Genomic DNA, 22,400 nt, shown 5'->3' on the forward strand with positions numbered 1-22,400 from the left:
TATATCGCAACAAGAGGAGATAATATGAGTAACGAACAAAACTTTTGGCTTGATTTACCGAAGCCGTTTTTTATATTAGCACCAATGGAAGATGTCACAGATGTTGTATTTCGTCACGTCATTAGTGAAGCTGCCAAACCCGACGTGTTTTTCACAGAATTCACTAATACAGAAAGCTATTGTCACCCTGTAGGAAAAGACAGTGTACGTGGTCGATTAACGTTCACAGAAGATGAGCAACCAATTGTCGCTCATATTTGGGGTGATAAACCTGTATTTTTTGAACAGATGAGTATTGATATGAAAAAACTTGGTTTTCGCGGTATCGATTTAAACATGGGATGCCCCGCACAAAACGTCGCGTCCAATGGAAAAGGTGCTGGATTAATACTACATCCTGAGGTTGCAGCAGAAATTATTCAAGCAACAAAAGCCGGTGGATTGCCGGTTAGTGTTAAAACAAGATTGGGTTACTCTGAGATTGATGAGTGGCGGGATTGGTTAACACATATATTGAAGCAAGATATTGCGAATCTTTCCATTCACCTTCGTACAAAAGAAGAAATGAGTAAAGTAGATGCACACTGGGAGTTAATCCCTGAAATAAAAAAATTACGCGATGAAATTGCTCCAAATACGTTATTAACTATAAATGGAGATATCCCGGACCGCGCAACAGGATTAAAGTTAGTTGAGCAATACGGCGTTGATGGTGTCATGATTGGCCGCGGCATCTTCACCAATCCATTTGCTTTTGAAAAAGAACCTAAAGAACATAGTCCAAAGGATTTTCTCAATTTACTTCTATTACAGTTGGATCTTCACGATAAATATTCAAATGAACTCGAGCCACGTTCATTTAAACCACTTCTTCGCTTTTTCAAAATCTATGTTCGTGGATTTAGAGGCGCAAGCGAATTAAGAAACCAATTAATGGATACAAGATCAACAGATGAAGTACGTCGTTTAGTAAAAACTGTTTTAGAACAAGAATTAGAATGAGGCATATTCACCTGTGAATTGCCCCGTTAATTAGACAGTATAAAACTATCTAATACTTAACAGAATGAAAGGCCTCTCGTATTCCTACGAGAGGCCTTTCATTTTTACCCTATACGGTCAGAACTTAGTCCTCAATTCTAGTAAATCAACTTATCCCCATATGGCAATGGAGATGATCCCACAGGTAATCACAGCCGACATGATAATTCTTCGTACTCCTTGCTTCTCTTTTAGTACAAGTATGCCAAGAATCGTACCTACAACCGTTCCAATTTCTCGTATTGGCGCAATTGAAGCTAGTGGAGCAAGCTTCATCGCCATCAGAAACATAAAATAAGAAGCTGGCGAGCAAATACAACCAATCAAGATCATTTTCCAGTTTTGTTGCCATTCCCTTATAATTTGTGCACGACCGGCTCTTATGACCATGAAGAAAGCGACGATTACATAATTAATATTGGATAATTCAAGCGTTGATAGTGGAGATAATTGCTGGACAATTAGTTTGTCCATTAATGTATAGCCTGCAACACACATCCCTACTACAATTGCATAAAAAATGGATATAGAATGAGTCGTTTTCCCTTGATTTGCATGACGATTAACGATTCCACTAATAATAAAGAGCCCTACTATGATACAACAAAAGCCTATCCAGCCTACTAGAGTTAAGGAATCCCCGAATAACACAACACTTAACAAGGTCACTAGCATGACACCAGTCCCTCGCATGATTGGATAGGTCTGCGATAAATCACCATAGGAATACGATTTAGAGAGGAAAATGAAGTACGACCCTTGAAATAAAGCAGATATCGCCATATAGCCAAGTGTCTCCGCATGAAGCTCAACTTGAAGCAGCTCAATAATAAAATAAGGTAATAGAGCAAGTGTACCAACAATATGAATCGACCAGAGAAATACGTATTTATTCAGACTTCTCTTTGTAAATAGGTTCCATACCGCATGGGTAATACCTGAAAATAAAACTAAAAAGAATGCCATTGAAATCATAGAAATATCCTCATTTCACTTATGCGCTAACTCATATGTCCAGTTGCATCCCATCAAATGCTACTGTAATCCCATTCGGCTCAAAAATATGAACCAAATCTTCATGCAACAGATGAGCATTATGAGAGAAATGAGTGACTACGATTCGCCCTTCTGCTTTCATAACAAAATTCTCGATTAACCATTCCCGTGTTTTTAGAGTATCTTCAACATTCATGTGAACTTCACAATTTGGGGCATTCCCAGTCGTACATTCTAGAATAGCAAGATCCAGTTTTTTCCCTTTCAACCAGTCCCAAGTCTGTTTGGGAAACCAACCGCTGTCGTGACCATAGAAAATGGCTTTTTCATCCTTTTCTATGTAATACAATAAACAAGTTTCTTTAGAATCATGATTGGCAAGCAATGGCGTAATCGTAGCTGTTTGTGTTTGTACGGTTTCAAAGGGCTTCAAGTTGTGAAGTTGGAAGCGATGCCTTTCCGTGGCAAGCAATTGACTACAGTGCTTAATAGGCAAATCATGACCGTATAGATGAAGTTCTTCCTCTTCATTAAATTGAGCATAACCAAGCGCACGAATCAGTAAATCTTCAGGATACAAATGATCGGAATGTGAATGTGTAAACAATAAATCGCGAACCTTATCCATATCTACAGAATCACGAATGGAATGAAGTAAGGTGTCCGCCGGAAAATCAATCTTAAGTATTTCATCAATCAAGACCGAAGTGCGTGTACGAATATTTTTTCCACCACGTACTTTGGCATGCTTGCAAGTCTCGCAATGACAGAATAACGAGGGAATCCCTTCAAATGCAGCCGTTCCATGAAAAAGAACCTTCATAAATATACCACCCTTGTAGTAGAGAACAACAGGAGGTTAATCCTGTTGTTCTCTACGAGTAACACTCTAAACTGGCTCACTCACTTAATATTTGCATCATCCAAATACTGCAACCATTGCTTCGTGTATTCCGCTTGAATTTTATCGAGACCAGCTTTTTTCGCCTTTTCCATAAATAACTTCAAGCCGGCTTCAACATCCTTAACCATACCATCATTCAAAGGATATAAGTATTGCTTTTCAACTTGTAGAAGGGCCGCCTTCTCTGCTTGATAAGACGTCCAATCCTCTCCGAAACCTTGGAAAATATTCGGTTTTGCTATCTTATCCATTTCATCGAACATGTCTAACACAGCTTGATAGCTCTTATCAAACAACATGAACTCCGGATTTCTCCATGCCCATCCATTCATACCTTCTCTTGTGAATCCATTTGATTGGGCATCACCAAGCATTTTATAATATTTCCCATCTTCAATTTCAAAATGCTTGCCTTCAATACCGTATTGCGTCAGCCAATTGTAGCGTTTATCCGTGACCAATTTCTCATAGAAAGCAAGAGCTCTCTCTGGGTTTTTGCTGCTGCGTGGAACTGCAAAGCCATTATGAATCGGGTGAACGGGTGAAGAGAATCCTTTCATGTTCGGATACGGGGAATAGCCTAGCTCCCAATCCGGATGCAGTGATTTCACTTTGACAACAGCATCACCAAAGCGGTTAGGATTCTCACTTCCCAAAATTGCTGCGGCTTTACCGGCAGCAAATATATCACTACCACTATCTTTAATGTTCAGCATATTCTTCATAAAGTACCCTTTTTCTTGCCAACTCCTGAACATTTTTAAATCTTCCAAATGCTGCGGAGAGCCCCAATAGCTGGTTACGTCTCTTGGAGTGTCATACATGATGCTAAGTCCATATGGAACTTTATCGTTGGTATTCACAGTTTTAGTAGTCATTTGACGGATGGAATCTACATGACTAACCTCAGTATCCGCCAGAGGTAGCATATCCGGTTCATTTTTGCGTATGCCATCCAAATACTGCTCTAGCGTTTCGAGTGATTCCGGCTTTGGCAAATTATACTTTTTACGCAAATCTTCCCGATAGGCAATACCATCATTTACATACTCCTTCCAGATAGCTGGAACGGTGTAAATTTTCTTGTCAACCTTGACTGCTTCCCAGAAATCCTGTGGTACATATGCTTGTAGCTTAGGTGCAGCCTTCGGTAGGAGATCATCTAGCGGAAGGAAAGCCCCTTTCACCGCATATGACTGGTAATTTGTCCATTCTGCCGTAAAGATCAGGTCAATCGGCTGCCCTGAGGACAACAGAAGCTTATACTTCGACTCCCAGTCTGTCCAGGTTGTGAAGTTGAATTTGACGGTTGCATTCAAATCTTCTAATGCCATTTTGTTAACTTCATCCTGAATGAGATTTAAATCCTTTGGGGCATCGCCCAGCATATAGAACTGAAGCTCTACTTTCTTGGATGTGTCGATTCCAGTCGCTTCTGATGCTTCTGGTGCTGGAGTACTGGTATTCGAATTCGTTGTTGATTCTGACGATGCCTCCTTAGTATTCGTGCTATTACTACTGCAGCCAGCAAACAAACTTGCAGTTAAGAATAAAGAAGTGCCGATCGTTAACAATTTCTTTTTTCCTTTTCTCATACTAACCCTCCCCTTAATTAAATGATCTATGTCAGCCGATCGCATACGAGTTCCCTTCGTTTGCTTTCGGTACTAACCCTTCACTGCACCAATCGTTAATCCCTTCACAAAATATCGCTGCATAAACGGATATAAGAAAATAATGGGTCCAGTAACGACGATCGCCATTGCCATCTTGGTCGACTCTGTCGGAATGTCACGCCCTAGGGTTACACCGGTTCCAGTGGCCATTTGAGAAACGAACATCATGGTATTGATCGTGTTATACAAGTAGTATTGAAGCTGATACATGCTAACGTCATTAATGAACAAAGAAGACATGAACCAGTCGTTCCAGTACGTCAGAGCAAGGAACAGACCGACAGTCGCTATGCCAGGCATAGCAAGCTTCAGCACGATACTGTAGTAGATCCTAAAGTCGTTCGCGCCATCGATTTTGGCCGATTCGAATAATTCTTCCGGAATCGCAGATTTGATAAAGTTTTTCATTAAAATAATGAGAAAAGGTGTCATAAGACCAGGTAATATCAGTACGGCATAGGTGTCTGCCAGCCCAAAGTATGTAGTCAGCATGATGTACCAGGGCACAAGCCCCCCTCCAAACAGCGTTGTGAAATAAATGAAGAAGGACAAATGATTGCGATACTTGAAATCTTTCCTCTGCAGAACGTAACCCGCCATCGTAATAAGAAACAATCCCACCAACGTTCCAATCACAGTTACAAAAATCGTTACACCATAAGCTTTGATTAGCTGAGTTGGAAAGATAAATACCATTTCATAACCTTCCAGCGAGAACACTTTAGGAATCAAGTGAAAACCGTCGCGAATAATGGATTCATTGGCTGTCAATGAGCCTGAAATAATCAGAAGGAAAGGAAAGAGACAGAGTAAAGAAAAAATCGTAATAATCAGGTAAGCCATCATGCGGAAAACTCTAGAACTTAGAATGTTGTCATCCAATGTAATCCCTCCTCCCTACTTTAGAACAATGCATAATCATCATTAATTTTCTTGATGATATAATTTACTGTCATAATCATTACAAATCCGAAGATAGACTGATACAAGCCAGCAGCAGTTGCCATACCAATATCAAAATTAACTTTCAAAGACCGATAAACGTAAGTATCGACAATATCCGTAACGTTGAAGAGCACACCGTTGTTCCCTACAAGCTGATAGAACAGATCGAATTGACCTTTCATAATGCTTCCGAGTGCAAATAAGAGCAGAATGATAAATGTTGACTTCAGCATAGGTATGGTAATGTACCAAATTCGCTGAAAAATATTTGCACCGTCAATTTTGGCAGCTTCGTAATACTCATCACTAATTCCCATGATGGATGCAAGATAAATGACCATGGAATAGCCTAAGTTCTTCCATATATAAAATGCTGTAATCAGAAATGGCCATAGCCACGGTGTATTGTATATATCTACTGGATCAAGTCCTAACGATTTTAATAACTGATTAACAAAACCGGAATCAGCATTAAACATGTTAAACGCTAAAACACTAATCAGAACAAACGAAACGAAGTAGGGTAGAAACATTATGGATTGTGATAACTTTTTAAATAGCTTCCCTCGGACTTCACTTAATAGGATTGCTGCCCCTATAGATACCACGTTACCTAATATGATAAAAACCACGTTGTATCCAAGCGTATTGATTGTCAACTTCAATAGAATTCCAGATTGCGTTAAAAATTTAAAATTGTCTAATCCTACAAACGGACTTCCAAATAAACCACCTGCAAAATCATAACTTGTGAATGCATAATAGATGCCGACCATTGGAGCATAAGAATTTATTAAGAAAAAAAGCAGTGTCGGTGCTATCATCAAAAACATGATTTTATTCTTATTTAATTCATAAAAAAAACCTTTCTTCTTAAACATGACTGACCTCCTCCTGAATAGAATTGCTCGTGAATCTTACTTCCAAATCATAGAAGAAGCGGATTCGATAATATACTGTACAATGACACACATTGCTGTAATCTCGGTATTTGTGAAGTATGAAATTTCTGTACTTTTGTGAATATTCACTACATTTAACCTAATTTCGGCTGCTGGATTTATAAATTTGATTGAAAGCACCAGACTGATGATTTATACTCAGACCAGCGATGAAAGGGGTTTCAACAAATGATAAAACATTGGTCTAAAGAGCATAAAAAAGTTTACAGCCGAATACTCCTTGGCTCTATTGGATGTGTTGTTATTACCCTTTTGATAACTTCAACTATTCTTTATATGAACTTTACAAGCATCGCACTTAAACAAGTTTATCGTTCCGATTCAAATAGTCTAAATCAAATTAAAACGCAATTATCTACTATGACAGAGACTGTTACCTCACTGTCCTCCCAGATTTACTATGATTCTGCGGTATCTAAGTTGTTGTATTATGCGGACTTGAATATCTATGATGTCATTTTTGCACAGCAACAACTTGATAACTATCGCGCATCCTTACCATTCATTGAATCCATTTATGTATATAATGCGAAATCCAATCAGTTCTATATTAGTTCCAATAATTCACGAAGCGGAATTCAACCGAAGTCCGAACTGGATGATGATGGAATTTTAGACCTTTTTATGAAATTCAAAGAACATCGCCCCTTTCAACCGATTCCCAGAACCTATAACATCGGTTCGGTTCAGACCACTCCAGTATCAAGCTACACTTACTTATGTTATAGCGTCATTGATGATAATAAAGATTTAAATACAGCTGTTGTTGTCAATATCTCGGCATCATGGTTAGGCCTGCGAATGGATCAGTCGGGGAAAGAGATCTCGGAGAATAACACGTTTATCATTAATCAGGATGGAATATTATATTCCAGTAGTGATAAGCAAGAGATGCTAACTGATATATCTGATAAAACCTATATACAGAAAATTATTCAGGATACTTCAGAATCTACATATTTTGTAGACACTGTGGATGGAGTTAAATCTTTAATAACGTTTACTACACCCGATTCATTAGGCTGGAAATATGTTCGGATTACCCCTTATAGCAATATCACTCAAGAAATAAATGAAATGAGGTATCGAATATTATTTATCTGTATTGGCATTCTTCTCTTAGGATTGTTGATTTCGTTAACTTTATCCCATAGCGTATATCGCCCGATTGACAAAGTCATACGCAAGTTCAAAACCCTGGAAACAGAAAGACGTAACCATCAGCATATTCTCAAGCAGGATTTCCTTAGAAATACGATTTTAGGTAGAGAAACGAATAATGCTGAGGTATTACAACAGAAATTACATTACTTCAATTCAGAGCTTATGGTTAATAATAAATCACTGATTGTTTTGATAAGGATCGATCAATTCCCCACAGTCCTCGAGAAATACAAAGAAGATATAAAATTGCTCAAATATGCCATAATGAACATTTGTACAGAAATTTCCTCACCGATCTTTCAAGTCGAAGCCATTGATATGGGGGATGATAGTCTTTTACTTTTGCTAAACTTCCATGATCCGCTTTATATAACGGAACGGGATTCGCTGATTGAAATGGCAGAGCTTATGCAATTGTCAATCGCCAAACATTTAAAATTATCCATCACGATTACCTTTAGTCCTGTGAAGGAATCCATTGAGCAATGCATCTTAGTCTACAAGCAAGTACTTGAGGCTTCTTACCATCGATTATTCAAAGGATACGGTAGCATCCTCTTTTCGGTTGACATTATGAACTTAAAAACCAAAGAATATATGTTTCCAGTTCACAAAGAAAAACAGTTCATTGAATCCTTGATGTCAGGAAATGCGGAAAAGGCACGGAGCATCTATATTGATATCGTAGGAGAAATATCAGAATATTCTTTTACCGTTGTTCAACTTGTCGTATCGCATTTAGCACTTACTGTTAATAACGTCTTGCGAACATTAAAAAAGAACAATGCGATTTTAACATTACCCGAATTCGATACAACGTTCTTACTACCAAATCATGTTGAAACCATGGAAGAAATCAACACTCCATATTTCAAGATATTTGAAGAAATAAGTGAAAAACTCGAAGAGAAAAGAAGTACAAAACAAGAAGATCTCATTAGAAAAGTACATCAAATTATTGAGCGAGATTATAGCAATTCCAACCTGTGCATAAATTCAATTGCAGACGAGCTCTCGATGTCTCCAATCTATTTGAGCCGGTTATATAAACAATTAACTACAAAAGCACTACCCGATATAATTAGTGAAATGCGGTTGAATAAAGCCAAAGAGCTACTGAAGACCTCTGAATGTACCATTGTTGATATCGCAGAAAAAACTGGATTTACTAGTAGTTCGTATTTTTATCGTTTATTTAAGAATAGTACTGGTATAACCCCGAGCGATTATAGAAAAAAAAGAGACCCTCTACAATTTTGTGCAGCAAGCGAAAAAAAATGATACTATGTATGATGGGCAAAATGTTGTAAAAGAAGGAGAACTTAATGAGTAACGAACAAAATTTTTGGCTTGATTTACCAAAGCCGTTTTTTATATTGGCACCTATGGAAGATGTCACAGATGTTGTATTTCGTCACGTGGTTAGTGCAGCTGCAAAACCGGATGTGTTTTTCACGGAATTCGCAAATACAGAATATTACTGTCACCCTAAAGTAAAAGTAAAAGAAAGTGTGCTTACTCGATTAAAGTTCACGGAAGATGAACAACCGATGGTCGCTCATATTTGGGGCAATAACCCAGAGTATTTTGAACGAATGAGCATGGATATGAAAAAGCTTGGTTTTCGTGGTATCGATATAAACATGGGATGCCCAGTAAAAAACGTCGCAACCAATGGAAAAGGTGCTGGATTAATTCGACATCCTGAAGTGGCAGCAGAAATTATTAAAGCGACTAAAGCAGGTGGCTTACCAGTTAGTGTAAAAACAAGATTGGGTTATAGTGAAATTGATGAGTGGCGCGAGTGGCTAACACATATATTCAAACAAGATATTGCGAATCTTTCCATTCACCTTCGTACAAAAAAAGAGATGAGTAAAGTAGATGCACACTGGGAGCTTATCCCTGAAATCAAACAATTACGCGATGAAATTGCTCCAAATACGTTGTTAACGATTAACGGAGATATTCCTGACCGTGCAACAGGCTTGAAATTAGTCGAACAATACGGCGTGGATGGTGTCATGATTGGCCGAGGTATTTTCAAGAATCCATACGCTTTTGAACTAGAATCTAAAGAACATAGTGTGGAGGAACTTCTTCATTTACTACTTTTTCATTTAGATCTTCACGATAAATATTCAAAAGAACATGAACCACGTCTATTTAATCCACTTCGGAGCTTCTTCAAAATCTATATTCGTGGATTTGATGGTGCCGACGAACTAAGAAATCAATTGATGGAGACGAATTCAACCGATGAGGTGCGGCGATTGGTGCAACCTTTCTTAGATAAAGAATTAGAGTAATTCGTAATAAAAAATAATGGCCTCAGTTCTGAATTTCATCAGACGGAGGCCTTTTTTATTAAAGATAACCTAATTCCACTCAAGCTTTGGCAGCAATTCTTTTTGCAGCTCACACATCTCATCGATCATCGCACAAGCTTGATAATAGGTTGGAGCTTGCGGATCAAGCAGAATCGCTTGCAGCAATTTTGTTCTCGACTCTTCAACAAACGCCTCAAGTAACAGCTTATGGATTGTACCTTGGATATGGATCGTTCCGATAATGGCAGTTGGCAGTTCAACCGTCATTGGCTTAAATTCGATACCATTTTTGTTAACGATCGCTTGTGTTTCAACGACCATATCATCTGGAAGTCCTTTAATAGCGCCATTGTTTTGCATATTAACAGCATTCAACTCGATTTCATCTTCGAAGAAGATCGCTTCAATAATTGGCACTGCATATTCATTACTAATTTGAACCTTTTCTTTATCGAACGTATAAGCTTGCTCTATCCAGAGCTCTTGGTTCATTGTTTTTTCGAACAAGCCTTTATCTAAAGTACTGCCACTTGCACAGTATACAAATTCAGGTGTTCTAGAATCTTTCTTCCATAGCTGCTCACTTATTGGATCGTAACGGAACTGCAGGGGTAGTCCAGCATAGAAATCTTCTGCCCAAGAAATATACTCGCCGCAATGGTTAGTACCCGGATAAGGGAAGTAGCCATACGTTCGATACAACGTTCTGGATAATCCAACATGATCAAATTGTGCCAAACGGTTAGCTATCTTTTCTTTTTCATGGAGTCGAGGGTATAAATCCTCTCCCGTATTCTTGTTCCAGATCTTCGTGAAGAAGCCAAAGTGGTTCAATCCGCCGCCTTCAACAGCGATATCTTTACCATCCATCTCCAGAAATTCAGCTAGCTGATGAATACCAATGTCTAAACCATGGCATAAGCCTACCACTTTGATTGAAGTTAATTTGGAGATCGCTTCCACCAATTTCGCTTCCGGATTCGTGTAATTGATTAGCCAAGCATTTGGACACACCTTCTCCATTGTCTTTGCAATTTCCAACATCGGACCTAGATTTCTCAAAGTGTGGAACATTGATCCTGGACCGCCGTTCTCACCATATAGCTGCTTGCTGCCGTAACGCCGTGGGATATGGAAGTCTTGTGACCAGTAGTGATATCTCTCTACCTCAATCGCAACGATGGAGAAGTCAGCATCTCTTAATGCATCTTCCAAATTCGTCGTTTGCCAAATCTTCGCAGGATGAGAAAATGCCGTGAACATTTCGGTTGCATACTTGTATGTTCTATTCACATTTTCTTCTACAATGTCCATAAGCGCGATTTCGAGCTCTACTTGATTTTTTAAACGTTCTGACAACACCATATCTTGAAGTGCTCCTAGCCCAAAGGAAACACTTCCTGCTCCGATTAACGCAACCTTCAACTTTTTCATTGTCTTCAAGCTCCTTTTTCCTTTTTATATACGTTATAGCCAGCACCAATAATTCCGGCGTCAGGTCCAAATTCAGTCAACACGATTTTAATGTTCTCTTTTAAATGTGGAAGGACTTTCTTTTTAGCGCTTTCTATCACTCTATCAATCAACCACTGGTTGTGATGAATGACCGCTCCTCCGATAACAAAAATATTTGGATCAATTGTTTGCATCAAAGAAACAATTGCGTTGGAAAAGTACTCAACCCACCTGTCGATCACTTCAATCGCTTGCCGATCTCCCATATGATATCTTTCAAATAACAAACTCGACGTGGCATCAATGCCATATAAAAACTTACTTTCCGCTTCAAGAGCAATGCCGCTGCATAGGGATTCCAAAGTGCCGTTATACAACGTTGAATGGTTTCTTTTGCTGTCGGAAATAATCATGCTTCCGATCTCGCCCGCATATCCATGAGCTCCTTGAATAATTTTCTTATCAAGTATGATACCGCATCCAATTCCTGAACTAACCGTTATATAAATGGATTGATTATACGGCTTGGCAGCTCCATGATCCGATTCAAGCACTGTGATCACGTTTACATCATTCTCAAAAAACACTTCATAATTCGGAAAGAACGCCCTGATAGTTTCGATACTAACATTCTCTAGGCAAGGGATATTGGTTATATCTCGAATAAACTGTGTTTGATCATTCCAAGGAATCGGCAATACAATACCTATCTTGCTTGCTAGCTGTTCATGATCGACTTTCGCTGTCATTTCCTTGACGGTTTTGAAAATTTCGTCAGCATTTTGGAAATCTCTTGTTAATGCCGACTCCTTCCGAACAAGTTCAAGGTGCTCATTCACTAATCCAACCCTTATATTTGTACCTCCAATATCAACACCAATAACGAAGTTACCCATATTACGCTCCTCAACTATGATGACTGATCCATATATTTGGCGGCTGCAGCATCTAAAAAGAAATCTATATGATCATAGCCGAGCAATTGCTGAGCAGGCAGCCGTGCGTCAGAGTTTGTGAAAATCTCCTTCACGATTTCAGCTTTGCGCTCTCCAGTTATGACGACAACCACTCTTTTACTACTTGCAATCTGTTCCAAACCTAATGTAATGCCTTGCTTTAATTCAGTCTGCTCATGAAAATATTTTTGAGCGACAGTCTTTGTTGTTTCCGACAGCTCCACAACACTGCTGTAATTTATTACTGGGCTACCCGGTTCATTTAATCCGATATGCCCATTCATACCTACGCCCATCAAGCTGAATGTAATTGGGTGTTGCTCGATAAAGTGATCAATTCGCAAGCATTCGTGCTTCATATCCGGCGATGTTCCATCAAAAAACACAATCTGTCTGCTATCCAGTGAAATCTGCGAGAACAGATCTTGATTCAACATCTGATAGCAGCTTCCTTCAGAGCTTTTGTCAATGCCAACCCACTCATCCAAGCTAACGATGTTAAGCCTCTTGATTTTCAATTGGAGGTCCGCATCATTGGAAAATTTCTGATAGCTTTTTTGTGGAGTACTCCCTGAAGCCAGGCAGAACACGGGATGCTGATCAGTAAATAAATGATCTTTCATCTCTCTGGCAATTTCTTTTGCTACTTCCTCTTCATTCTCAAAGATTTTGATCATGTTGCTCACTTCCTTCTTGTTTACTCCGAAATGACATTTATCATCTCTTGCTGGAGAATAAGTATAGCTGCTCCGATTGCTGTTGATTGATGTAACTTACTCACCGAAATTTGAGGAGTCCACTCCGTATATTGCTCGACATAGCTTTTCGTGCGGTCCAATATACGTTCCGGAAACAGCGCTACCGTTTTACCGCTAATAATGACCTGGTCGATATCCAAGATGCTGATCATATTGGTAATCGTTAATGCCAGATTCTTCGAAACATAATCAATGCAAGCTTCTACGTCATTCGTTGAATTCAAATCATATGTGCTTAACAAATACTTAATAGCTAATTTGCTTTCCAGCCAACCGACTGAAGATGGAGTCCGTTTATATTCTGAATCAAAGCACATATACTCCAGCTCACCCGCACTTGCATTAACGCCGCGGTGAAGCTCTTTGTTAATAATCAAGCCGCCCCCGACCCCATCACCTGTAGCAACATGAACGAGACTCGTCAATGCTTGATCTGAGTTTTCAAGATTCCGAAATTCCGCCACAGTCGCTGCGTTCACATCATTCTCCAGAAGAATGGGCAAGTTCACTTCGTTCTTGAGAGTTTCAATAATCGTTTCATACTTAAAGTCGTTTTCTTTATTGTGATGCGTTCTCATCCGGATCGTTTTCTTTCTTGTATTGATCGCACCATCAACGCCAATACCAATCCCCAATACAAAACTATCCGTTTCCTTCGCTTTACTCTTTAAATGTTCTACAATCTCTATAAATATCGAAGTGAACTGCTGGCTATAGAACGGAATATCTGTTTCAATCGAATACGAATCTATGATCTTGCCGTGCAGATTAATAAGTACCGCTGTAATCGTGTTGCCAATAATCTGTATTCCGATTGTCGTATAGCTGTTTTCATTAAATCTGTAAACCGTACGCTTTCTTCCCAAGCCGCCAGATCCTTCTCGACTTTCACCAGTGACGGTCAATAAACCAATCTGTTCAAAAAAGGTAACAATCTTGCTTACAGTAACAAAACTCATTGCCGTTTTTTCTGTGATCTCGACTTTCGCCAGTTCAGGATATTGAAGCAAAATATCGAAGACTATTTTTCTATTCTCATCTTTAATATCATTGGGCAAAAATGATTTCATATGTCCTCCTCGTTATATTATTAATATAATTTATAAATGAAGTTAAATAATTAATCAAAAAAATCAGGTCAGCACTGACCTCTTGAATTTATTATATATTCACTGTAGTGAACGTTCAAGTGTATTTATTTAACTTCCTTAAATTTATCTGTTCTCTATCTTATTATCACCAACTAGGCGTGCATCTGGTACGCCACAAAAAGAAGCCTCTCATGAGTTCAATGAACTCACGAGAGGCTTCTAATCCAACCTATTTCAAGGCTTTATCAGCCTTAATTACATCATGCCGCCCATTCCACCCATGCCGCCCATATCAGGCATACCTGGTTTTTCTGGTTCTGGCTTGTCAGCAATTACTGCTTCAGTAGTCAAGAACATAGCAGCTACGGATGCAGCATTTTGAAGCGCGGAACGAGTTACTTTAGCAGGGTCAACGATACCCGCTTCGAACATGTTCACCCACTCGCCAGTAGCAGCGTTGTAGCCGATGCCGATAGCTTCTTTTTTCAAGCGATCCACGATAACGGAACCTTCTTGACCAGCGTTAGCTGCAATGGTACGAACTGGCTCTTCGAGCGCGCGAAGCACGATGTTAACGCCTGTTTTCTCGTCGCCAGTTACATCTACAGCAGCAACAGCATTATATACGTTCACAAGAGCTGTACCACCACCAGAAACGATACCTTCTTCAACCGCAGCGCGAGTTGCGTTCAGGGCGTCTTCGATGCGAAGTTTACGCTCTTTCAATTCAGTTTCAGTTGCAGCGCCAACTTTGACAACGGCTACGCCGCCAGCCAATTTAGCCAAACGCTCTTGCAATTTTTCTTTGTCGAACTCGGAAGTTGTTTCTTCCAGTTGAGCACGAATTTGGCTTACGCGAGCATTGATGTCCGCTTTGTCGCCGCTTCCGTCTACGATTGTTGTGTTTTCTTTAGTTACGCGTACTTGACGTGCGTTACCCAGTTGTTCAATGGAAGTGCTCTTCAGATCAAGACCGAGCTTCTCAGTGATCACTTGACCACCAGTCAGGGCAGCGATATCTTGCAGCATAGCTTCGCGACGGTCGCCAAAGCCAGGAGCTTTAACAGCAACAGCGTTGAATGTTCCACGCAGTTTGTTCACGATCAACATGGCTTGTGCTTCGCCTTCGATATCTTCAGCGATAATAACAAGCGGTCTAGCTTGTTGAACGATTTTTTCAAGCAATGGAAGGATTTCTTGAGTGCTGCTGATTTTCTTATCAGTGATCAAGATGTATGGGTTCTCCAGAACAGCTTCCATTTTGTCCGTATCAGTAATCATGTACGGGGAAATGTAACCGCGGTCGAACTGCATACCTTCTACGACTTCAAGTTCAGTAGCGAATCCACGGGATTCTTCAACAGTGATAACACCGTCTTTACCTACTTTTTCCATAGCTTCAGCAATCAATTGGCCCACTTCTTCGTCAGCAGCAGAGATAGCAGCTACTTGAGCGATAGCTTGGGAATCTTCGATTGGCTTAGCGATTTTTTGCAATTCTTCAACTGCTGCACGAACTGCTTTGTCGATCCCTTTGCGAATAACCATTGGGTTAGCGCCTGCAGTTACGTTCTTCAGACCTTCACGGATCATAGCTTGTGCCAGAACCGTTGCAGTTGTAGTACCGTCACCGGCTACATCGTTAGTCTTAGTAGCAACTTCTTTAACCAATTGAGCACCCATGTTCTCGAATGCATCTTCAAGTTCGATTTCTTTAGCGATAGTTACACCATCGTTAGTGATAAGCGGGCTACCAAATTTCTTCTCAAGTACCACGTTGCGACCTTTTGGTCCAAGTGTAACTTTTACCGCATTTGCCAAAGCATCTACACCGCGCAACATAGAGCGGCGTGCTTCTTCACTAAATTTAATTTCTTTAGCCATTGTGTAATTACCTCCTAGAATTTTTTGTATATCACGTTACTTTAAGTAGTTTAGATTTAGCTTATAATCGACTCTCGCTTAGTCAAGAATCGCGTGAATGTCGCTTTCTTTCATAATCAAATATTCTTTACCTTCGTATTTGATTTCTGTTCCTGCATATTTAGAGAAAAGAACACGGTCGCCTTCTTTTACTTCGAGTGCTACACGTACTCCATCCTTCAAAGCTCCGCTACCTACTGCAATAATAGTTCCTTCTTGTGGCTTTTCTTTCGAGGAGTCCGGAAGCACAATCCCGAATGAAGTGGTTTCCTCCTGCTCGCTCGGTAGCACCAATACGCGTTCACCTAAAGGTTTGATCATGAAAAAATAGCCTCCTTTAAAATTATGTTATTTTGCTTCAAAACATAGTTTAGAACTTACCTGTCTTACTTCAGAATCTCTGGTGTTTATGAAAAATATCAATTGGACGCTATGAATATCTGGTCCATCTCATATTTTCCATAAGCATTAGCACTCGACAGCTTGTAGTGCTAACAACAATTTTTATGATACTCAACTTGAGCCCGGATTTCAAGTCCTTTTACACAAATTCGCATTTGTTTTCGTAAAAAATAACGTTTCACTGGTTGTCCTAGGCACACACTCTATACATTCTATCCACAGGGTGTGAAAATATGCGTATGATTTCAGTAGTCTCAACTGTACCACCTACGCCCGAACATTTCAAAAAACGGGGGTTTAAAACAAAAGAACTGTCTCTTTCGTAGAAAAATCTACTTAGTGACAGCCCTCTTATCATCATTCCTCACTCTTGGTGTACTGAGCTTCCCTTGCCGCATCCGCAGCAAGCTGTTTGCGATAGACGAAGGCGGACAGGAATACGCTAAACTCATACAACACAAGCAGTGGGATCGTCACCAGAAAGTCTGAGATGAAGTCCGGAGGAGTGATGACTACAGCAATAAAGACAAGCGTGAAATATGCGTATCGACGCATTTTACGCAAGCGTATCGGGTTAAGAACCCTCAGTTTGGTCAGAAACATCACCAGCAGTGGTAGCTCAAACAGCAGCGCTAAAGGTAGCACCAGACTGAACATGAAGTTGAAATATTGCGCAATTCCGTAGGTCTCTTCCAGTCCCATACTCCGGGTGATAGAGATTGTGAACGAAAGCGCCATTGGAAATACAACATAATAAGCAAAAGAAAGACCGATTAGAAAAAGAACAAAAACATAGGGTACATAACGTAGTGTTGCACTACGCTCTTCCGGTCGTAAGCCCGGACTAATAAACGCCCACAGCTGGTAAGCAATAAAAGGAACTGAAATGACTAATGAAACCGCCATTGCGATCTTCATATACATTCCGATACCATCCCAGAATGAGAACGCATGCAGAACAAACCCTTGCGCTAGATCTGTACTAATTAAATAATCGTAGATTGGCTTGGCACAGAACAGCCCCCCTACCAATCCCAAAACAAATACAATCAGCACATAAATAATCCGTTTACGCAGCTCGGTGAGATGATCCACCACCGACATTTCTTCCGATTCGAGAGACATCCTGACACCATCCCATGACAAGAATAGAAACGCCACACCGACTTTATGTATAGCTGTGCCCGTTTCTGCAGAAAGCAGCAACCAAATTGAAAAAGGGACATCTCCTAAGTCTATTAGACTTGAGAGATTGCCCCATTGTTAAATCTTTTATTATTCCGGCAGGCGTTTGTCCTGAGGAATATCTGCAGCGACCGTCTGCGGGGCCGTCGGCACAGGAGCTTCGCTCTTCTTCACCGGATCACCATCACCAATGATTTCACGTGCGCCTTCCTTAAATTCACGGAAGGTTCGTCCAACTGCGCGGCCTAACTCTGGCAGTTTATTCGGTCCAAAGAGGAGCAGTGCCAGTATAACCAACAAGATAATACCCGGAGTACCAATTCCACTAAACATTATTATTCCTCCTTGTCCGTCTATCCGATCATGGTATCGATTACGATAATCTAATAATACCATAACTTATGTCACAGTTACATCCACTATCTTCTATAAATAGTTTATCCTTGTGACGTGACAAGAATATGACAATGTTATTGGCGGTATTGGCCAGTTACCATGAGTAACGCTTCAGGTAGTTGATCCATAATGGCTGCTAAATTCTCATGAACACCCTTCGGTGTGCCCGGTAAGTTGACAATCAACGTGCGTCCACGAATGCCGCATATCCCGCGGAACAGCATCACCGCACGGTTTTTTTGCATCACCGTACTTCGCATCGCCTCAGAAAGTCCAGGCACTTCCCGTTCGATTACACGCCGGGTTGCCTCTGGAGTCACATCACGTATCGCTAAATCCGTACCTCCGGTAGTCAATACCAGATCTGCTTGAAAATAATCTGTGAGTTCTATCAAAGCTGCGATAATCTCATCTTGTTCATCGGGCACGATCCGATATTCAACGATCTCGCCTCCAAGTTCCTCTTCAACCAGCTCCCGAATAACCTGGGCGCTCGTGTCTTCCCGTTCGCCCCTGGCCCCTTTATCGCTGGCCGTTAGGATTGCTGTTTTCCACGCCATAGGTTTGTCCTCCCTCTCTATGTATAATTGGCTGTACAGTGCAGCCCACTTGCTTCAGCGCATCGAACGTCAGCTCTGATCATGGTTCAAGCGCGTAATCTCCATTCTTGCCCCCACTTTTAGATACTAAGAGCGTTGGTCCGATAATCATGTCCTTCTGAAGAGCCTTGCACATGTCGTACACCGTTAGCGCTGAGGCAGAAACAGCGGTCAATGCCTCCATTTCAACTCCGGTCTTTCCGGTAGTATGGACTGTTGCTTCTATATAAAGTTCATCTTCGCTGTTATCGGAGAAGCGGATGTCAATACCGGTAAGTGGGAGCGGATGGCACATCGGAATCCAGTCAGACGTCTTCTTGGCCGCCATAATTCCAGCGATCTGCGCAACGGCAAGTACGTCTCCTTTACTGATCTTGCCTTCCTTGATGGCACTAAGCGTCTCAGTTGCCATCTTGATCTTACTCCGCGCGACAGCTGTCCGCTTCGTAATCTCCTTTTCGCTCACATCCACCATACGAGCTCTTCCCTGCTCGTTAAAATGGGTCAATTCCACGACTCACTCTCCTTTTCGGCAGTGCACTATGCCATTTTCAGTAATCAGCATGTCCATAAAGGCATCATGCTCATCCATGGGCACTTTCGGAACCAGTTGCATACCAAAGGCTAGCCCGATCCAGACAGGGGGCTTCGCAGCGGCATACTCTTCCGTCTCCCATGACGCACGCAATCGATCATAGTATCCTCGGCCGTAACCAAGCCTGCCTCCCTGAAGATCAAAAGCCAGCCCCGGAACAAACACAACATCCGGTAGTGTAACAACTTCAATCTCTTGTGAATCTTTGCCGGATACAATAGGTTCATGGATACCATACGCCCCCGGCTCAAGCTCACTCCAAGCGTTTACCATATGAACACTCATTGCACCACTTGCCGGAATGACACGCGGCAGCAGTACCCTGCGCTGGTCCTTCCACGCCTGTGTAAGAAGCGCGTTGGTATCGAGTTCAGAACGGAAAGATACATAGGCCATCAGTGAGGCTATGTCTTTCGTCTTCAGCCACTCTGATGCATGCTTGCAGACCAGAAAAGACAATTCCCTTCTCTGGTCCGAGGAGAGCTCGTTTCGGGCGATGGTCTTCTCAGTTCTTAGTTGTTGCTTTGCTTTGGAGATCACCGACTCCTTGCTTGACATCGTCGGCCACCCCCATATATTTATCCCAAGCTTATCCTTGTTTGTAAATCCAGTTTACCACTCTTCTCCCCGGTTCGCCAAGGTGGATAGGACTGTGTTTCTGGGCCAGGTCGTTATTCTCTGCTTCCGATATATCGAGCTCTCGCTTGGGAAACGCTTTTCATGTAAACTATAGAATATGTTGTTCATACGGCTGAGGTATAAATGCCAAGGCGAAATATGCAAGGGTGGAGGTTTCATCGTTATGCTTCTTCAAGCGACAGGAATTACAAAATCATATGGTATACAGAACGTACTAGACGGCATAAGCCTTCAGGTAAATGAAAAGGAACGTGTCGGACTCGTGGGTGTTAATGGTGCCGGCAAATCAACTTTTCTGCAAATTCTGGCTGGTGAAATGTCCTATGACAGCGGTCAAATTCATAAATCAAAAGAAACTACTATCGGGTATTTAGCCCAAAATAGCGGACTTCAATCTGACAAAACCATCCATGAAGAAATGATGGCAGTTTTCGCACCGCTGATCGAAGCCGAGGCTGAGCTAAGAGAGATGGAAGTAAGCATTGCCGATCCTAAGCTGGCAGAGGACTCAAAACGGTACGAAGAACTGCTCGAAAGATATGCCCGCCGATCAGATTGGTTCAAGGATCACGGCGGTTATGAAATGAATACACGAATCCGCAGTGTACTGCACGGCATGGGCTTCGGCGAGTTCCCACCGGATACACCTATCTCCACACTTAGTGGTGGCCAGAAGACTAGACTCGCATTAGCCCGCATTTTGCTTCAGGCTCCCGATCTTTTAATGCTGGATGAGCCGACGAACCATCTGGATATCGAAACATTAACATGGCTTGAGGATTATCTTCGCAGTTATGCTGGCGGAATTCTGGTCGTATCTCATGACCGTTATTTCCTTGATCGGCTTGTAACTACTATTGTAGAGATCGAGCGTCATCAATCTCGGCGTTATACAGGCAATTACAGCCGATATGTAGATTTGAAGGCTGCCGAATATGAAACACGGATGAAGCAGTATGAGAAACAGCAAGATGAAATCTCAAGAATGGAAGATTTCGTTCAGAAAAATATTGTGCGAGCATCTACCACGAAACGTGCGCAGAGCAGACGCAAAGCGCTTGAGAAGATGGACCGTATCGATCGACCGATGGGCGATCTGAAGAAAGCCAGCTTCTCCTTCGAGCCTGACTTCATGTCTGGTAAAGAAGTGCTGCAAGTACGTAATGTTGCAGTTGCCTTTAATGATGGTCCACCTTTGTTCAAGGACGCTTCTTTCGAACTGCGCCGGGGAGAAACTGCTGCACTCATCGGTCCCAATGGTATTGGCAAATCTACACTGCTGCAGTGTATGACCGGAACCCGCGAGCCTTCAACTGGAACTGTGAATTGGGGGACTAAGGTAAAGGTCGCTTATTATGATCAGGAACAGACCCGCCTCAATCCAAAGAACACAGTAATGGAAGAGCTATGGAGTGAATATCCAATGATTGAGGAAGCCAGAATCCGTACGATCCTTGGCAACTTCCTCTTCAGCGGTGAAGATGTTCTTAAGAAGATATCCGCGCTGAGCGGCGGCGAAAAAGCACGCGTTGCATTATCAAAGCTCATGCTGCGCGGCGCAAATATGCTCATCCTAGATGAGCCAACCAACCATTTGGATTTAGTCAGTCGTGAGGTTTTAGAATCAGCTTTAATTGATTTCGAGGGCACATTGCTCTTCATTTCTCATGACCGTTATTTCCTCAATAAAATGGCTGAACGGGTGCTTGAGCTTCATCCCGAGGGGATCGATCAATACCTTGGCAACTACGATGACTATATCGAGAAAAAACGAGAATTAGAAGAGATTGCGAAAGATGCCGCCGAATTAGCCGCCAAAAACGTCAACAAGGATGCTGCAGTTCCTGAAAAAAACGCTGTTTCCTCCTTCGAAGCGGACAAGCAAGCCAAGCGTGAAGAGCGTAACCGGAAGCGGCGTATTGCTGAGCTAGAGGAAGGCATTGCCTCACTAGAAGATTCGATCGCTTTTATAGAGAATGAAATGACTAAACCTGAAGTTTATCAGGATTATTTAGCACTTCAAGGTCATGAAGAGGATCTGAAGAACAAAAAAACTCAGCTTACCGATTTATTTAACGAATGGGAAATCCTTGCTGACGAATAATGTAAAATCCGCTTCATAAATATTTTTTCATATTTCTTATTTTGTTCATAAAGAGTTATCCACAGCTCTATGCACAGGTTTCGTGTATAACTCCCTATAAAAAAAGCCCCTTAGGGGCTTTTTTTATGCGTTAAATCGGTATTTTCGAATTACAGGAATTATTATCCACCGAATTATCCACATTATCCACAATTCTCACAAGGTTTCATTGCTAACAAAAATGGTTATAAGGCCATTTTAAAAAGAGCTGACATTGCTGATTTTACGCACTTTTTACAC

The 22,400-nt window shown here is 41.2% G+C and carries 20 protein-coding genes; 4 read left to right on the forward strand and 16 right to left on the reverse strand.

Annotation, left to right across the window (positions count from 1 at the left end):
• Positions 1 to 24: 24 nt before the first annotated feature.
• Positions 25 to 1,002, forward strand: a complete 978-nt coding sequence (locus tag ACFWMP_RS09510) for a tRNA dihydrouridine synthase (protein ID WP_042185302.1) — start codon at positions 25 to 27, stop codon at positions 1,000 to 1,002.
• Between the two features lie 150 nt (positions 1,003 to 1,152).
• Here the strand turns inward: ACFWMP_RS09510 and ACFWMP_RS09515 are convergent, their stop codons facing one another.
• The 5 genes from ACFWMP_RS09515 to ACFWMP_RS09535 form a co-directional block, all read right to left on the reverse strand.
• Positions 1,153 to 2,016 (reverse strand): DMT family transporter, encoded by an 864-nt coding sequence (locus ACFWMP_RS09515; RefSeq protein WP_042185300.1) that lies wholly within the window; start codon positions 2,014 to 2,016, stop codon positions 1,153 to 1,155.
• 31 nt (positions 2,017 to 2,047) lie between these two features.
• Positions 2,048 to 2,860 carry an MBL fold metallo-hydrolase gene (locus tag ACFWMP_RS09520; RefSeq protein ID WP_042185298.1) on the reverse strand — a complete coding sequence of 271 codons (813 nt, stop codon included), beginning with the start codon at positions 2,858 to 2,860 and terminating at the stop codon, positions 2,048 to 2,050.
• An 80-nt stretch (positions 2,861 to 2,940) separates the two neighbouring features.
• Positions 2,941 to 4,536 (reverse strand): extracellular solute-binding protein, encoded by a 1,596-nt coding sequence (locus ACFWMP_RS09525; protein ID WP_379423257.1) that lies wholly within the window; start codon positions 4,534 to 4,536, stop codon positions 2,941 to 2,943.
• 72 nt (positions 4,537 to 4,608) lie between these two features.
• The gene (locus tag ACFWMP_RS09530; RefSeq protein WP_379423581.1) at positions 4,609 to 5,463 is read right to left on the reverse strand and encodes a carbohydrate ABC transporter permease; all 855 of its coding nucleotides are present in this window, start codon (positions 5,461 to 5,463) and stop codon (positions 4,609 to 4,611) included.
• A gap of 56 nt (positions 5,464 to 5,519) precedes the next feature.
• Positions 5,520 to 6,443: an ABC transporter permease gene (locus ACFWMP_RS09535; protein ID WP_379423259.1), complete on the reverse strand. Its 924-nt coding sequence runs from the start codon at positions 6,441 to 6,443 to the stop codon at positions 5,520 to 5,522.
• 249 nt (positions 6,444 to 6,692) lie between these two features.
• Between ACFWMP_RS09535 and ACFWMP_RS09540 the strand changes: the two genes are divergently transcribed.
• Positions 6,693 to 8,969, forward strand: coding sequence for an AraC family transcriptional regulator (locus ACFWMP_RS09540; protein WP_379423261.1), 2,277 nt, complete (start codon positions 6,693 to 6,695; stop codon positions 8,967 to 8,969).
• Between the two features lie 44 nt (positions 8,970 to 9,013).
• Positions 9,014 to 9,997: a tRNA dihydrouridine synthase gene (locus ACFWMP_RS09545; protein WP_042185288.1), complete on the forward strand. Its 984-nt coding sequence runs from the start codon at positions 9,014 to 9,016 to the stop codon at positions 9,995 to 9,997.
• 69 nt (positions 9,998 to 10,066) lie between these two features.
• On the opposite strand, the gene ACFWMP_RS09550 is transcribed toward ACFWMP_RS09545, so the two are convergent.
• From ACFWMP_RS09550 to ACFWMP_RS09600, 11 genes are all read right to left on the reverse strand, one after another.
• Complete coding sequence (locus tag ACFWMP_RS09550; RefSeq protein WP_339245391.1) at positions 10,067 to 11,452, reverse strand: family 4 glycosyl hydrolase; 1,386 nt, start codon at positions 11,450 to 11,452, stop codon at positions 10,067 to 10,069.
• A 5-nt stretch (positions 11,453 to 11,457) separates the two neighbouring features.
• On the reverse strand, positions 11,458 to 12,369 hold the full coding sequence (locus tag ACFWMP_RS09555; protein ID WP_042185284.1) for an ROK family protein: 912 nt from the start codon (positions 12,367 to 12,369) through the stop codon (positions 11,458 to 11,460).
• A 14-nt stretch (positions 12,370 to 12,383) separates the two neighbouring features.
• Positions 12,384 to 13,106, reverse strand: coding sequence for a 6-phosphogluconolactonase (locus ACFWMP_RS09560; RefSeq protein WP_042185282.1), 723 nt, complete (start codon positions 13,104 to 13,106; stop codon positions 12,384 to 12,386).
• A 20-nt stretch (positions 13,107 to 13,126) separates the two neighbouring features.
• The gene (locus tag ACFWMP_RS09565) at positions 13,127 to 14,257 is read right to left on the reverse strand and encodes an ROK family protein (protein ID WP_042185279.1); all 1,131 of its coding nucleotides are present in this window, start codon (positions 14,255 to 14,257) and stop codon (positions 13,127 to 13,129) included.
• Between the two features lie 276 nt (positions 14,258 to 14,533).
• Entirely contained in the window at positions 14,534 to 16,162 is a 1,629-nt protein-coding gene (gene groL, locus ACFWMP_RS09570) for a chaperonin GroEL (RefSeq protein ID WP_042185277.1), read from the reverse strand.
• 78 nt (positions 16,163 to 16,240) lie between these two features.
• Complete coding sequence (gene groES / locus ACFWMP_RS09575; RefSeq protein WP_036676506.1) at positions 16,241 to 16,522, reverse strand: co-chaperone GroES; 282 nt, start codon at positions 16,520 to 16,522, stop codon at positions 16,241 to 16,243.
• 438 nt (positions 16,523 to 16,960) lie between these two features.
• Positions 16,961 to 17,728, reverse strand: coding sequence for a twin-arginine translocase subunit TatC (gene tatC / locus ACFWMP_RS09580; protein ID WP_042193366.1), 768 nt, complete (start codon positions 17,726 to 17,728; stop codon positions 16,961 to 16,963).
• A gap of 150 nt (positions 17,729 to 17,878) precedes the next feature.
• Entirely contained in the window at positions 17,879 to 18,121 is a 243-nt protein-coding gene (locus ACFWMP_RS09585) for a twin-arginine translocase TatA/TatE family subunit (RefSeq protein WP_042185275.1), read from the reverse strand.
• Positions 18,122 to 18,258: 137 nt separating this feature from the next.
• Complete coding sequence (locus ACFWMP_RS09590) at positions 18,259 to 18,744, reverse strand: MogA/MoaB family molybdenum cofactor biosynthesis protein (protein ID WP_020429419.1); 486 nt, start codon at positions 18,742 to 18,744, stop codon at positions 18,259 to 18,261.
• Positions 18,745 to 18,823: 79 nt separating this feature from the next.
• Positions 18,824 to 19,297, reverse strand: coding sequence for a cyclic pyranopterin monophosphate synthase MoaC (gene moaC / locus ACFWMP_RS09595; protein WP_042185273.1), 474 nt, complete (start codon positions 19,295 to 19,297; stop codon positions 18,824 to 18,826).
• A 3-nt stretch (positions 19,298 to 19,300) separates the two neighbouring features.
• The gene (locus ACFWMP_RS09600; RefSeq protein WP_042185271.1) at positions 19,301 to 19,936 is read right to left on the reverse strand and encodes a 5-formyltetrahydrofolate cyclo-ligase; all 636 of its coding nucleotides are present in this window, start codon (positions 19,934 to 19,936) and stop codon (positions 19,301 to 19,303) included.
• A 244-nt stretch (positions 19,937 to 20,180) separates the two neighbouring features.
• Here ACFWMP_RS09600 and ACFWMP_RS09605 point away from each other — a divergent pair, with 244 nt between their 5' ends.
• Positions 20,181 to 22,121, forward strand: coding sequence for an ABC-F family ATP-binding cassette domain-containing protein (locus tag ACFWMP_RS09605; RefSeq protein ID WP_042185269.1), 1,941 nt, complete (start codon positions 20,181 to 20,183; stop codon positions 22,119 to 22,121).
• Positions 22,122 to 22,400 lie beyond the last annotated feature (279 nt).

Source organism: Paenibacillus sp. NPDC058367 (genome assembly GCF_042723305.1).
Classification (GTDB): domain Bacteria; phylum Bacillota; class Bacilli; order Paenibacillales; family Paenibacillaceae; genus Paenibacillus_AQ.

What these genes read in the sequence shown, in the direction of transcription:
- ACFWMP_RS09540 (WP_379423261.1), top strand. Translation starts at nt 6,693, where the DNA reads ATGATAAAACATTGGTCTAAAGAGCATAAAAAAGTTTACAGCCGAATA.
- ACFWMP_RS09550 (WP_339245391.1), bottom strand. Translation starts at nt 11,452, where the DNA reads ATGAAAAAGTTGAAGGTTGCGTTAATCGGAGCAGGAAGTGTTTCCTTT.
- groL (WP_042185277.1), bottom strand. Translation starts at nt 16,162, where the DNA reads ATGGCTAAAGAAATTAAATTTAGTGAAGAAGCACGCCGCTCTATGTTG.
- ACFWMP_RS09535 (WP_379423259.1), bottom strand. Translation starts at nt 6,443, where the DNA reads ATGTTTAAGAAGAAAGGTTTTTTTTATGAATTAAATAAGAATAAAATC.
- ACFWMP_RS09515 (WP_042185300.1), bottom strand. Translation starts at nt 2,016, where the DNA reads ATGATTTCAATGGCATTCTTTTTAGTTTTATTTTCAGGTATTACCCAT.
- ACFWMP_RS09590 (WP_020429419.1), bottom strand. Translation starts at nt 18,744, where the DNA reads ATGGCGTGGAAAACAGCAATCCTAACGGCCAGCGATAAAGGGGCCAGG.
- ACFWMP_RS09560 (WP_042185282.1), bottom strand. Translation starts at nt 13,106, where the DNA reads ATGATCAAAATCTTTGAGAATGAAGAGGAAGTAGCAAAAGAAATTGCC.
- ACFWMP_RS09585 (WP_042185275.1), bottom strand. Translation starts at nt 18,121, where the DNA reads ATGTTTAGTGGAATTGGTACTCCGGGTATTATCTTGTTGGTTATACTG.
- ACFWMP_RS09555 (WP_042185284.1), bottom strand. Translation starts at nt 12,369, where the DNA reads ATGGGTAACTTCGTTATTGGTGTTGATATTGGAGGTACAAATATAAGG.
- tatC (WP_042193366.1), bottom strand. Translation starts at nt 17,728, where the DNA reads ATGTCTCTCGAATCGGAAGAAATGTCGGTGGTGGATCATCTCACCGAG.
- ACFWMP_RS09605 (WP_042185269.1), top strand. Translation starts at nt 20,181, where the DNA reads ATGCTTCTTCAAGCGACAGGAATTACAAAATCATATGGTATACAGAAC.
- ACFWMP_RS09600 (WP_042185271.1), bottom strand. Translation starts at nt 19,936, where the DNA reads ATGTCAAGCAAGGAGTCGGTGATCTCCAAAGCAAAGCAACAACTAAGA.
- ACFWMP_RS09520 (WP_042185298.1), bottom strand. Translation starts at nt 2,860, where the DNA reads ATGAAGGTTCTTTTTCATGGAACGGCTGCATTTGAAGGGATTCCCTCG.
- ACFWMP_RS09525 (WP_379423257.1), bottom strand. Translation starts at nt 4,536, where the DNA reads ATGAGAAAAGGAAAAAAGAAATTGTTAACGATCGGCACTTCTTTATTC.
- ACFWMP_RS09545 (WP_042185288.1), top strand. Translation starts at nt 9,014, where the DNA reads ATGAGTAACGAACAAAATTTTTGGCTTGATTTACCAAAGCCGTTTTTT.
- ACFWMP_RS09565 (WP_042185279.1), bottom strand. Translation starts at nt 14,257, where the DNA reads ATGAAATCATTTTTGCCCAATGATATTAAAGATGAGAATAGAAAAATA.
- ACFWMP_RS09530 (WP_379423581.1), bottom strand. Translation starts at nt 5,463, where the DNA reads ATGATGGCTTACCTGATTATTACGATTTTTTCTTTACTCTGTCTCTTT.
- ACFWMP_RS09510 (WP_042185302.1), top strand. Translation starts at nt 25, where the DNA reads ATGAGTAACGAACAAAACTTTTGGCTTGATTTACCGAAGCCGTTTTTT.
- groES (WP_036676506.1), bottom strand. Translation starts at nt 16,522, where the DNA reads ATGATCAAACCTTTAGGTGAACGCGTATTGGTGCTACCGAGCGAGCAG.